The organism is Martelella sp., from assembly GCF_984369615.1.
The window spans coordinates 1-12,362 of the sequence record NZ_CFHTCS010000107.1 but is presented as its reverse complement, the minus strand read 5'-3'; the positions used below and the strand labels follow the sequence as shown (position 1 = coordinate 12,362).

Sequence of the window (12,362 nt, the reverse complement as noted above, 5' to 3'; positions counted from 1 at the left end):
CGCTTCGACTACCTTCTCATCGAGGGAACGGGCATCGCCGAACCGCTGCCGGTGGCCGCGACCTTTTCATGGCGCGACGAGCGCGGCGAGAGCCTGTCCGACCTCGCCCGGCTCGACACGATGGTGACCGTGGTCGACGCCGTGAACCTGCTTCGCGAATATGCCGGCCACGAATTCCTGAAGGATCGCGGCGAAGTCGCGGGCACGGCCGATGAACGCACGCTGGTCGATCTGCATGTCGAACAGATCGAATTCGCCGATGTCGTCGTCGTCAACAAGGTCTCCGATGTCACGCCCGAGGAACGTGAAAATGTGGTCAAGATCGTGCGGGCGCTGAACGCCGACGCGAAGATCATCGAGACGGATTTCAGCCGCGTCGATCTCGACGAACTGCTCGACACCGGCCTTTTCAGCGAGGACAAGGCCAGCCAGCATCCGCTCTGGGCCAAGGAACTCTACGGTTTTGCCGACCACGTGCCGGAAACCGAGGAATACGGCATTTCGAGCTTCGTCTACCGGGCGCGCGCGCCGTTCGACCCTTTGAGATTCGACGCGTTCACCCGGATGAATTCCCCCGGCCTGATCCGCGCCAAGGGTCATTTCTGGCTGGCGACGCGGCCGGACTTCGCCGGAGAATTCTCGCTTGCCGGAGCGATCGTGCGCAACGGCCCGCTGGGGCGCTGGTGGGCCGCCGTGCCGAAGAGCCGCTGGCCGAACGCTCCGGAGCTTCGGCAGATGATCGATGATTGCTGGGACGAGGTCTATGGCGACCGCCGCCAGGAAATCGTCTTCATCGGCGCCGGCATGGACAAGGCGGCGATCCGGAAAGCGCTTGACGATTGCCTGATCGACACCGGGCCTACGTTCAATGAACGTGATTTCGAGTTCCTGACCGACCCGTTCCCCTCCTGGACGCGCGGTTGAGCCAGGGCCCTATCCCCACAGCGCCGGATCGGCCGGGTGCATGACCGAGCCTTCGAAACGGATCGGCGGGTCGCGGTCGCTGGCGAGCAGAAGCGGGCCATCGAGATCGACGAAGGGGGCGCCGTCGGCCACCAGCATGGCCGGCGCCATGGCAAGCGAGGTGCCGAGCATGCAGCCGGTCATGATCTGGAAGCCGGCCGCCATCGCGTCCTTCTTCAACAGAAGCGCTTCCGTCAGTCCGCCGGTCTTGTCGATCTTGATGTTGATCGCGTCATACTTGCCCTTGAGGCTTTCCAGCGAAGGGCGGGCGTGGCAGCTTTCATCGGCGCAGACCGGCAGCGGCCGGTCGATTTCGGCAAGGGCCGCGTCATCGCCGGCCGGCAGCGGCTGTTCAACCAGCGCCACGCCGAGACGCACCAGTTCGGGGGCGAGCTTCTGATAGGCCTCGACGGTCCAGCCTTCATTGGCGTCGACAATGATGGCGGATTTCGGCGCGCCGGCGCGCACCGCCTCGATGCGGCCGCGGTCATCATCCGTGCCGAGCTTGACCTTGAGCAAAGGGCGATGGGCATTTTCGGCCGCCTGGGCCTTCATCTTCTCCGGCGTGCCGAGCGAGATCGTGTAGGCAGTGGTCAGCGGCTTCGGCTTCGAAAGCCCAGCCAGCTGCCAGACCGGCCTGCCGGTCCGCCTGGCCTCCAGATCCCAGAAGGCGCAATCGAGCGCGTTGCGCGCCGCGCCCGGCTTCATCCGCGCCTGCAGCGCGATCCTGTCGAGGCCGGCGGCAATCTCGCCCTCAAGCGACAGAATATCCGAAATCACGCCGTCGACGGTTTCGCCGTAGCGGGCATAGGGCACGGATTCCCCGCGCCCGCGATGTTCGCCGTCCGAAAGCGTGACGGTAACGACGCGAATCTCCGTGCGCGAGCCGCGCGAGATGGTGAAGCTGCCGGCGACGGGAAACACATCCTCCCGCGCGGTGACGGTGATGCCGGTCATAACGCGGCAAGCGCCTCTGCGAGCCGCTGCGCGCCGTGGCGGAAGGGGTCGACCGTCGGCAGGCCCATGCGCGCTTCCGTTTCGCGGCAATAAGCGAGCGCTTCCTCATCCGACATGGCGGAGGTATTGACGGAGATGCCGACGACCTTGCAATCCGGATTGACGATACGGGCAACCTGCAGGGCGAGGTCCTGCAGCGTCTCGAGGCTCGGCAGCTGATAATCCGGCAGGCCGCGCATATGCGGACGGTTCGGCTCATGGCAGAGCACCAGCGCATCCGGCTGGCCGCCATGCACGAGCGCCATGGTGACGCCGGAATAGGACGCGTGGAACAGGCTGCCCTGCCCCTCGATCAGGTCCCAGTGGTCGGCGTCGTTGTCCGGCGTCAGATATTCGACCGAGCCGGCCATGAAATCGGCAATCACCGCATCAAGCGGCACGCCTTCGCCGGTGATCAGGATGCCCGTCTGGCCGGTGGCGCGGAAGGTGGCCTTCAGTCCCTTTTCCCGCATCGCCTTTTCAACGCAGAGCGCGGTGTACATCTTGCCGACGGAGCAATCCGTGCCGACGGCAAGCATGCGCTTGCCGGCGCGCTTCCTGCCGTTTGCGATCGGATATTGCACGGCGGGAATGCGGACATCATGCAGCGTGCGGCCAAGGTCCTTGGCCTTTGCGGCAAGGTCGGGTTCGTTGCGCAGCAGGTTGTGCAGGCCGGAGGCAAGGTCGAGGCCGGCCTCGAGCGCCTCGATCAGCACGGACTTCCAGGCCGGCGAGATCACCCCGCCGCGATTGGCAACGCCGATGACCAGCGTTTTCACGCCCTTCTCCACCGCTTCTTCAATGGTGAGGTCCGGCAGCTTCATGTCGGCCTTGCACCCCTCGAGACGAAACTGGCCGATGGCATATTCCGGCCGCCAGTCCTTGATGCCCTGGGCAACCTTGGCGGCCAGCGCATCCGGAGCATCTCCGAGAAACAGAAGATAAGGTGTTTCGATCATGTTGCCGTGCCCTTCGAGACTGAAAGAGGGGTCCGCGCCCGGTTTTGGGGGCGCAGTCCGGCAACGATATAGCGGGAGAGGCGGGCCGGTCAAGAGCAGCCGTCGCAACATTGCGCCAGAAGCTCGTTGTGTCGACTATATTTGCGCGATGGAAAATACATGCGAAATATCTGACGATGAATCGTCATTTCTGCACAATAAAGCCCGGCATGACGTGGGTCAGCCGGGCCTCGCTGTCTTTCCTGTCGCCGGGATCAGCCGCGGCCGAAATCGTCGACGATGCGGATGATATCGTCCTCGCCGAGATAGGATCCGGTCTGCACCTCGATCAGTTCCAGCGTGATCTTGCCCGGGTTGGAAAGCCGGTGCACGGCGCCGAGGGGGATATAGACCGACTGGTTTTCCGTCAGCATCTTCACATCCTCGTCGACGGTCACCTCGGCCGTGCCCTTGACCACGATCCAGTGCTCGGCGCGGTGATGGTGCTTCTGCAGCGACAGTTTCTTGCCGGGCTTGACGAAGATGCGCTTGGCCTGGAAACGCTCGCCCTTGATGATGGAGGTATAGCCGCCCCACGGACGATAGGAGGTCGGGTGCTCCTCGGCGAGCGCCTTGGTCTCTTTCTGCGCCTTCAGCATCTTGACGATATTGCCGACATTCTGGCTGTCGGAAAGCCTGCCGACATAGACCGCGTCTTCCGAGGCGATCACGGCCATGCCATCGAGCCCCTGCATGGCGACATGCAGGTCGCGCGAGATCACCAGCGAGTTCTTCGTGTCGATGAGCGTCGCATCGGCGGCGATAACATTGCCGTCGGCGTCCTGCTCGCCGTCCTTCCAGACCGCGTCCCATGAGCCGAGATCCGACCAGGAGAAAGAGGAGGCGACGACGGCCGCCGCATCGGTCTTTTCCATCACCGCATAGTCGATGGAGATATCCGGGCATTTTTCAAACGCGTCCTTGTCGAGACGGATGAAGTCGAGCTCGAGGTCGCTTTCATCCTTCAGCACAGCCTGTTCGGCATACTGCATGACCTCGGGAGCATAGGTTTCGAGCTCGCGCACCAGAACGGAGATCGGAAACATGAAGATGCCCGAGTTCCAGGTGAAGTTCCCGGCAGCGAGCATTTCCTCGGCCCTCGCCAGTTCGGGCTTCTCGATGAAGCGGGCGACGGCGCGCGCCCCGGTATCCAGCTCATCGCCGGCCTCGATATAGCCGTAGCCGGTGGCAGGCTCCGTCGGCTCGATGCCGAAGGTCACGAGCTTGCCGGATTTGGCGGCGGCAAAGGCCGTGTCGATGCAGGCGAAATAGTCGGGCCCGGCCTCGATCTCATGGTCGGATGCAAAGACCTGCATGATCGCGTCCTCGCCGAAATTGGCGCGCACCAGGGCGGCGGCGGCGGCAACGGCGGGCGCGGTGTTGCGCGCGATCGGCTCCAGGATGATGCCCGTCAGATCCATGTCGATCTCGCGCGCCTGCTCGGCGGCGAGAAAGCGGAAATCCTCGTTCGTCAGGATGATCGGCGCCTCGTAGCGGTCGCTGTCGGATACGCGCTCGAGCGTCTTCTGGTAAAGCGTCTTGGGGCCGAGAAAGCGGATAAACTGTTTCGGCGCGGTGGCGCGCGACAGCGGCCAGAGCCGCGTGCCCTTGCCGCCGGCCATGATGACGGGAACGATCTTGCTGGTCATAGTCTTGTTACTCCAATGAATTTTTCAAATGACTTGCGAAAATGCGAACGGATCAGGCAGGCTTGAACCCTTCGATCAGGGAGAGCCCCTGTTTCAGAAGATTGCGCGCCGCCTCGGCGGTCTCGGCCTCGACATAGCAGCGCATCTCCGGCGCGTTGCCGGAGGGGCGGAAATGGATGATGCGGCCATCCTCGAGCGTCACCCTCAGGCCATCGATGTCGCTCTTGTCCGCAACGCTGCCGATCGGGGCGAGAAATGCGGCCAGGTTTTCCTCGCTTGCCCTCAGATGGGCCATCAGCGCGGCGCTGCGCTCCTGGGCGAAATCCTTGATGCGGTCGGCGTCCGCCACCGGCAGGCTGTAGGCGCTCGCCAGTTCCGACATGGCCCGCTTGTCCTTGGCCGCGAGATAGAGCGCGGAGAGGATCGGCAGGAAGCAGTCGCGCGTCGGCAGCGCGGCGATCGCGTCATCGGCAGGGCGGAAGGCGGAGGCGGTCAGAAGCCCGCCATTGGCCTCAAACCCCATCACGCCCTCCTTGCCGGAAGAAAGAGCGTCCATCATGCCGGCGATGACGAAGGGCGACCCGACGCGGGTGCGCACGACCTCGAAATCGCCGTTCTTTTCAATGCCGGAATTGGAGGTGACCGGCGTGACGACGACCTTGGCCTTGAGGAAATTCGCGGTCATCAGACCGACCAGGTCGCCGCGCAGGGGCGTCCCGGTCTCATCGGCGACCAGCGGACGGTCGGCATCACCATCGGCGGAAACCAGCGCGTCAAGGCCGTGCTCCTTTGCCCAGCCTTTCAAAAGGTCGACGGTCTCCTGCGAAACCGCTTCGGTATCGACCGGAATGAAGCTCTCGGAGAAACCCAGCGGGACGACATCGGCGCCATATTCTTCCAGAACGGCGATGAACAGGTCGCGGGCAACGGTGGAATGCTGGTAGACGCCGATCTTCATGCCAGAAAGCGCATCCTCCGGCAGGATCGAGGTGCAGCGCGCGGCAAACAGCGCCAGCGCCTCGCTCGCCTTGTCCTCGCCTTCAGCGTCGCCGGCCTCCGCCGTGCCCTTCAGCTTCTCCGCCCAGGCTGAAATCGCCTGTTCATCTTCCTTGGTGATCTCGCCGTCGGCGCGGTAGAACTTGATGCCGTTGCGATCGGCGGGGATGTGCGACCCGGTGATCATGATCGAGGCGGCATTCTTCTTCTGTCCGAAAAAAGCGAGCGCCGGCGTGGGCAGCGCGCCGCAATCGACCGGCTTGAAACCCGCAGCCGCGATCGCGCCCATGCAGCGCTCCGCGATCGCCGGGCTCGATTCGCGATAGTCCCGCCCGACCAGAACGGTTGCGCCCTTCTCCGCCTGTCCTGTTTCCAGGAGATGGCGGCAGAACGCCGCTGAATAAAGAGAGGATGGTTCGCCCAGTAGATCCACCGAGAGGCCGCGCAGCCCGCTGGTTCCGAATTTCACACTCATTGATACAATCAATCCCTTTTTTGGCGCAATCAACGGCCAGAATGAAACGGCCGACACAGTTTAAAAAACCGACACTCCCTTTGCTGCGTCGCTTTCAACAGGCGACCGGGGAGGACGGGTGCATTAATACAAAACAGTCGGCGCACGATACTATGACCCATTACCAACGCGCAACGCGCCGAACCGTTCCATTTTCAATAAAGTTTGGTTGTTTGCCGAAAAGCCGGGTCCGTTCTTATCACAACATCGCCTCCTTGCCAGCGCCTTGCCAGCGGCCATCGAAGGCGTGCGGCGAAACCCTTCAAAAAAGTTTCAACAAGCGCTTGCCGAACACCGCATGCTGTTTTATAGAGCAGCCGCTGGTCACGGAGTGTAGCGCAGCCTGGTAGCGCACCTCGTTCGGGACGAGGGGGTCGCAAGTTCGAATCTTGCCACTCCGACCACCAATTTCCCGAGACTTCTCCCCTTTTTCGTTTGCATATTCGCAAGACCCCGCCGAGCCTCGCCATGCGCGTGACATTGTGCGCCCGCATCGTTGCCCTCAGGGTTCGATGACGTCCGGCGTAATGTCGCCGGCGGCGCGCCCGAATTCGCGGATCGGCCGGAAGCTCCTGCGGTGGAGCGGACATGGCCCGGCCTCGGAGATCGCCGAGAGATGGCGGGCGGTTCCGTAACCAGCATGGGCGTCAAAACCATAAGCCGGATAGAGCAGGCCGGCGGTCTCCATCATCCTGTCCCGCGTCACCTTGGCGACGATCGAGGCGGCGGCGATCGACAGCGATCGCCCGTCGCCCTTGATGACGGCCTCCGCGCCGCAGGCAATGCCCGGCGGACGATCGCGCCCGTCGGCGAGAACGAGCATCGGAGCGCGGGCGAGGCCGCAGACGGCGCGGCGCATCGCATCAAGGCTTGCGGCGAGAATGTTGATACGGTCGATGAGGGCGGGACTGCTCGAGGCGACAGAGACGACGGCATCGGCCATGATCTTCTCGAACAGCGCCGAGCGTCTTTTCGCCGTCAGCTTCTTCGAGTCGTCGAGGCCCTCGGGAATGCGGTCGGGATCGAGGATCACGGCGGCGGCCACCACCGGGCCTGCCAGGGGACCGCGTCCAGCCTCGTCGCAGCCGGCGACCGGCCAGAGCCCTCTGAGCCGCGCGCGCTGTTCGAGCACGAAATCGGGTCCGGCCGGCGGCAGATCGAAAAGGGCAGGAGAATCGGCTGGATCGCTGAATGACATGCCGTCATTTGACACGACCCGCCGATCTCCCGCAAGTCTCCTCCCGGGCGATCCTTTTGAGATGACCCGTGTGCGGCGGCGAAGGAGACTTCTTCGGCATCGGCCCAGGGAAGGCCGGCCGGAAAGTCCGGCAGCCGGCGCCAGGGCGGTATCGCCCGGGCCCGGCGCCGTCGTCAGAACAGGTTGAGCTGCGTGCCCGCGCCGTCGGGCGGCAGGAACAGGTCCTCCCTCAGAGCAAAGCCACGCCGCTGAAGTCCGAGGCGCTTTGTCGCAAGCTCGAAGCGACGGGCGATCTGCCAGGCATAGGGGCCGCTGCCCTTCATCCGCTTGCCGAACTCGGCATCATAGTCCTTGCCGCCGCGCATCGAGCGGATCAGGCTCATCACATGGCGGTAACGCTCGGGGTGATGCTCCAGCAGCCAGTCCTTGAACAAGGGCGCCACTTCGAGCGGCAGGCGCAGGAGGATGTAGCTCGCCTCGCGCGCGCCGGCGGCCTGGCCGCTGTCGAGAATGCGCTCGATCTCATGATCCGTCAGCGCCGGAATGACGGGCGCCACGGAAATGCCGACGGGAACGCCATGCTCGGCGAGCGCGCGGATGGTCTCGAGTCTTCGAGGCGGCGTGGCTGCCCTTGGCTCCATCGCCCGGGCAAGCTTGCGGTCGAGCGTCGTCACCGAGACCATGACCTTGACGAGATGCTTCTCCGCCATCGCCGAAAGGAGGTCGAGATCGCGCAGCACGAGCGCCGATTTGGTGGTGATCGACACGGGGTGGTTGGCCTCCGCCAGAACCTCCAGCACCTGGCGCATGATCCGCCAGGTCTTTTCCACCGGCTGATAGGGATCGGTATTGGTGCCGATCGCGATCGTCTTGGCTTTGTAGCCGGGCTTTGCCAGTTCACGGGCAAGCTGGCGGGCCGCATCCGGCTTGGCGAACAGCTTTGTCTCGAAATCAAGCCCGGCGGAAAGCCCCATGAAGCCGTGGGTCGGCCTTGCGAAACAATAGATGCAGCCATGCTCGCAGCCGCGATAGGGGTTGATCGACCGCTCGAAAGGCACGTCCGGCGAGGTGTTGCGGGTGATGATCGTTTTCGCCTTTTCCACCTGCACGTCCGTTGCAAGCGCCGGCAGATCCTCATCGAGATCCCAGCCATCGTCGAAACGCTCACGCGAGACCTTCTCGAAACGACCGTCGGGATTGGCGGTCGCGCCTCTCCCGCGCCTCGTCTCGCGCATCACCGGGTCGAAATGGGGCTCCGGCACGGGGTTTGCGGCAAAATCGGTAATGAAGGCATCATCCATGATCGAACCTCCTCGGCGGTTTCCGGCCCCGGCAAAAGGGACCGACGGCAACACATCGTCGCAAACTTAATGCAATCGCGAGAACAAAACAAGAACATATATCGTTCCCCTTTGCAACAGGGCCTTACTTTTGCAATAAGTACCCATCATGCTGAGCGTCGTTATCGAAACCAACAATCACGAGGCGGAACTCGCCCATACGCTTTCGACGCTGGTTGTCGGCGCGGTTGAAGGGCTTGTCAGCGATGTCATCGTGCTTGATCGCGGCAGCGACGACGGAACCGAGCGCGTTGCCGAGGCGGCCGGCTGCCGCTATCTGCGCGCCTGGGACCTGCCGGAGGTGATACGCCAGGCCCGCGGCGACTGGATCCTCGTCCTGGAACCCGGCGCGCGTCCCCTGTCAGGCTGGGTCGAGGCGATTTTCGAACATATGGCGCTGGAGACGCGGCCGGCGCGCTTTTCCCGCTCGCGCAGGCATCGCCGGTCGCTCCGGCATGTCCTGTTCAAGCCGCGCTGTCCGCTTGAAGTGGGCGTTCTCCTGCCAAAGCCGCTCGCGGTGGAAAAGGCTGAAGCCTGCGGCGCGTCGCCCTTTGCGCTCGCCCGCCGGCAGATGACGCGCAAACTCTCCTGCGAGATCATTCCCGCCTGGGCCTCCGTCAGGGTCTGAATACGCGCGTTCAGCCGCGCTTCAGGTGTTCATCGAGACGCGGCATGATTTCCACGAAATTGCAGGGCGTGTGGCGGTAGTCGAACTGCTTTTCGAGGATGCCGTCCCAGGCATCGCGGCAGGCGCCCGGCGAGCCGGGGAGAACGAAAACGAAGGTCTGGTTGCAAAGCCCTGCGGTTGCCCGCGACTGCACCGTGGACGTGCCGATCTTCTCGAAGGATATCCGGTGGAAGAGGGCGGAGAAGCCGTCCATGCGCTTCTCGAACATCGGCTCGAGCGCGTCGGGCGTCACATCCCGTCCGGTAAAGCCCGTGCCCCCAGTCGTCAGCACCACATCTACCGCCTGGTTCCAGCACCAATCCTTGACGATGGCCGTGATCGCCGCGCGGTCGTCGCCGACGATCCGGCGATCGGCGAGCGTGTGTCCAGCCCTGGCGATGCGCTCGGCAAGCGTGTCGCCCGAGCGGTCATCGTCGAGCGTACGCGTGTCCGAGACGGTCAACACGGCGAAGCGGACGGGAATGAAGGGGCGTTCAGTCATGATCGTCGTCTCCTTCGGCAAGGGTTGTCGTTGCCGCCACGAACCAGTCCGGACGGGCATGGGCAAGCCGGTCGGCAGCCGCCTTCGCGCTATCGACATCGGTAAACAGGCCGAAACAGGTCGCGCCCGAACCCGACATGCGGACAAGCGAGGCGCCCGCCGACGACAACGCATCGAGCACGCCATGAATAGCGGGTGCGATCCGGCTTGCCGGCAGTTGCAGATCGTTGCGGCTTTCCCGCACGAGGGCGATCCACTCCGACGCATCCGCCGGGGCCTGCGCCTCGATGGATAGCGGCGGATTGTGGCGGTTCTCCAGCGCCGCAAAGACGGCGGGCGTGGCGAGCGGCAAGAGCGGGTTCGCGAGCACCAGATCAAGTCTGGGAAATCCGGTCGCCGGCACGATGATATCGCCGATCCCGCGCGCGATCAAAGGGCGGGAGGCGAGACACATGGGCACGTCCGCGCCAAGCGAGAGGGCAATGAGCGCAATCGTCTCAGCGTCAAGCCCGGGCTGCCACAGCCGGTTGAGCCCGCGCAGAACCGCAGCCGCATCCGCCGAGCCGCCGCCAATGCCGGAGGCCGGCGGCAGGTTCTTTTCCAGATGGATATGGACCGGCCCGGCGGCAGCGCCCGCGCCTGCGGCCTCCTCGCGCAGTCGATTGCGCGCCCGCAGCGCCAGATTGCCGGTCCGGATATCATCGTGATGCGGCAGGTCATCGGCAAAGCGGCCGGAGAGGGTGAAGCGATCCGTGTCGGACGGCGAAAAGGTCAGTCGATCGCCGATATCAGTGAAGGTCACCAGCGAATCGAGCAGATGATAGCCGTCGCCGCGCCGCCCGGTCACATGCAGTGCCAGATTGATCTTCGCGGCGGCGAATTCAAAAATCGCGCCGCCGTCAGGCGCGTCCGTCACTGAACCGTCCCGCCATCACCCTCCGGCGACTGCGCCAGCGGGCTGTCATCATCTTGCGTCTCGGCAGGAAGGCCGTGGGCGATCTTCGCCTTGATCTCGGGAACGAGGTCCTCGTCCGGCTCGCCGGCCAGCGCCTTGTTCCACTGATAGATCGCCTCGAGCCTGCGGCCGACCTGCCAGTAGACATCGCCCAGATGATCGTTGAGCGCGGGATCGCCGCTATCGAGCGCGACGGCCCGCTCGAGTTCGCGCAGCGCATCCTCGTAGCGGCCGAGACGGTAATAGGCCCAGCCGAGCGAGTCGACGATGTAACCGTCATCGGGACGCTGCTCGACGGCCTTGTTGATGAGGTCCAACCCCTCCTCGAGGTTAATGCCCTGGTCGATCCAGGAATAGCCGAGGTAATTCAGCACCTGCGGCTGGTCGGGGTAAAGCTCGAGCGCGCGCAGGAAATTGGGCTCGGCCTTGTCCCACTGCTTCAGCCGCTCATAGGCGATGCCGCGACGGTAGAAAATGCTCCAGTCTTCCGGCGCCGCCACCGGGCCGATGCGGTCTGCCGCGCGGTCCAGAACCTCGGCCATTTCAGCGAACCGGCTCTCGCTGGACAGCACGCCCGCGAGCGCCAGATAGCCGCGCCGGTCATCGGGCGCGTCCTCGACCATGGCATAGAGCATCTCGATCGCCTCGTCCTTGCGGTCGAGTTCGGCAAGGGCGATCCCCTGCTGCAGCTCGGCGAGGCGATACTGCGTGGCATCTTCCGGAATGCGTGAAAAATAGGAGAGCGCGCGTTCCGGCCTGTCATTCGCCGCTTCCACGACGCCGCTCAGGTAGAGCACGTCCGGAGAGCCCGGATTGAGCGCTTCGGCAAGCGCGAGATAGAGCGAGACGATATCGTCGGCGGTGCCCTGGTTGAGCGCGGCGGCGATCTCGAACAGCACGCCGGCCGCCCCGGCCCTTGCCGTCTCCGGCAGGCCCATGACGGGCGCCCCCGCCTCGATCCGCTCGCGGATCGGCTCCAGCACGGCGGCGTTGAGGCCGTAGGTCTCGGCAACCGAGACGGTATCCAGTGCCTTGCGCGTATTGCCGGCCTGCTGCTCGATCGCGGCCAGGCCGATGACCGTCGCCAGCATGGTATCCGGCGCGGTCACCCCGCCCTCGCGGTCGGCAAGCGCGGCGTTGAGATAGGTCCGGGCCTTCGCGGTATCGCCGGAAAGGGCGGCAATCGCGCCGGCATTATAGTTGACGAAGAGATCGTACCAGGGCGGGCCGGAAAGCGCCTCGAGCCCGGCAAGCGCGGCATCGGGATCGCCCTTGCCCGTGAGCGCCCAGGCATTCAGGAGTTCCGACACGAGGTCATCGAGCGCGCTGCCGCCGAAATCATCCAGCATGGCGATGGCATCGTCGTAGCGCTCCTCGGAAAGGGCGGCGAGCGCCAGCGAAAGCTCGCGCAGCGGAACAAGCTGCGGCTCGTCGGTCGTCTTTGCCGCCTGTGCCTTTGCGCTTTCAAGGTCGCCGTTGAAGATCAAGGCGATGAACAGCTGGTTGTTGGTTCCCGCATCGTCCGGCCGGTATTGCAGCGCGCGACGGAAATAGGCGACCGCCCGGTCGAGGTCGTTATCGAAG

At 64.3% G+C, this 12,362-nt stretch carries 11 protein-coding genes and 1 tRNA gene; 3 read left to right on the top strand and 9 right to left on the bottom strand.

Annotated features, from left to right (window positions below):
• A partial coding sequence (locus tag AC5DC2_RS10765) for a GTP-binding protein (protein WP_491698472.1) occupies positions 1–924 on the top strand: 924 nt, incomplete at its 5' end.
• A 9-nt stretch (positions 925–933) separates the two neighbouring features.
• Here AC5DC2_RS10765 and dgcA read toward each other — a convergent pair.
• The 4 genes from dgcA to AC5DC2_RS10745 all read right to left on the bottom strand — a co-directional run bounded on the left by dgcA (position 934) and on the right by AC5DC2_RS10745 (position 6,077).
• Positions 934–1,920 (bottom strand): N-acetyl-D-Glu racemase DgcA, encoded by a 987-nt coding sequence (gene dgcA / locus AC5DC2_RS10760; protein ID WP_491698471.1) that lies wholly within the window; start codon positions 1,918–1,920, stop codon positions 934–936.
• Positions 1,917–2,918: an N-acetyltransferase DgcN gene (dgcN, locus tag AC5DC2_RS10755; protein ID WP_491698470.1), complete on the bottom strand. Its 1,002-nt coding sequence runs from the start codon at positions 2,916–2,918 to the stop codon at positions 1,917–1,919. Before dgcN ends, dgcA begins: the two co-directional genes overlap by 4 nt.
• Positions 2,919–3,172: 254 nt before the next feature.
• A complete protein-coding gene (locus tag AC5DC2_RS10750) occupies positions 3,173–4,606 on the bottom strand; it encodes a mannose-1-phosphate guanylyltransferase/mannose-6-phosphate isomerase (protein WP_491698469.1) in 1,434 nt (477 codons plus the stop codon).
• Between the two features lie 52 nt (positions 4,607–4,658).
• Positions 4,659–6,077, bottom strand: a complete 1,419-nt coding sequence (locus tag AC5DC2_RS10745; RefSeq protein ID WP_491698468.1) for a phosphomannomutase — start codon at positions 6,075–6,077, stop codon at positions 4,659–4,661.
• A 366-nt stretch (positions 6,078–6,443) separates the two neighbouring features.
• Between AC5DC2_RS10745 and AC5DC2_RS10740 the strand changes: the two genes are divergently transcribed.
• Positions 6,444–6,520 (top strand) — tRNA-Pro (locus tag AC5DC2_RS10740).
• Between the two features lie 98 nt (positions 6,521–6,618).
• Here the strand turns inward: AC5DC2_RS10740 and rnhB are convergent.
• Positions 6,619–7,314, bottom strand: a complete 696-nt coding sequence (gene rnhB / locus AC5DC2_RS10735) for a ribonuclease HII (RefSeq protein WP_491698474.1) — start codon at positions 7,312–7,314, stop codon at positions 6,619–6,621.
• Between the two features lie 173 nt (positions 7,315–7,487).
• Positions 7,488–8,549, bottom strand: coding sequence for a PA0069 family radical SAM protein (locus AC5DC2_RS10730; protein WP_491698473.1), 1,062 nt, complete (start codon positions 8,547–8,549; stop codon positions 7,488–7,490).
• 214 nt (positions 8,550–8,763) lie between these two features.
• Between AC5DC2_RS10730 and AC5DC2_RS10725 the strand changes: the two genes are divergently transcribed.
• On the top strand, positions 8,764–9,282 hold the full coding sequence (locus AC5DC2_RS10725) for a glycosyltransferase (protein ID WP_200336557.1): 519 nt from the start codon (positions 8,764–8,766) through the stop codon (positions 9,280–9,282).
• Between the two features lie 10 nt (positions 9,283–9,292).
• Here the strand turns inward: AC5DC2_RS10725 and moaB are convergent, their stop codons facing one another.
• The 3 genes from moaB to AC5DC2_RS10710 all read right to left on the bottom strand — a co-directional run.
• Positions 9,293–9,823, bottom strand: coding sequence for a molybdenum cofactor biosynthesis protein B (moaB, locus tag AC5DC2_RS10720; protein ID WP_491698467.1), 531 nt, complete (start codon positions 9,821–9,823; stop codon positions 9,293–9,295).
• Complete coding sequence (locus AC5DC2_RS10715; protein ID WP_491698466.1) at positions 9,816–10,739, bottom strand: 4-(cytidine 5'-diphospho)-2-C-methyl-D-erythritol kinase; 924 nt, start codon at positions 10,737–10,739, stop codon at positions 9,816–9,818. The genes moaB and AC5DC2_RS10715 overlap by 8 nt, the downstream gene beginning before the upstream one ends.
• Positions 10,736–12,362, bottom strand: a 1,627-nt coding sequence (locus AC5DC2_RS10710; RefSeq protein ID WP_491698465.1) for a tetratricopeptide repeat protein, incomplete at its 5' end; no start/stop codon positions are given. The genes AC5DC2_RS10710 and AC5DC2_RS10715, both read right to left, overlap by 4 nt.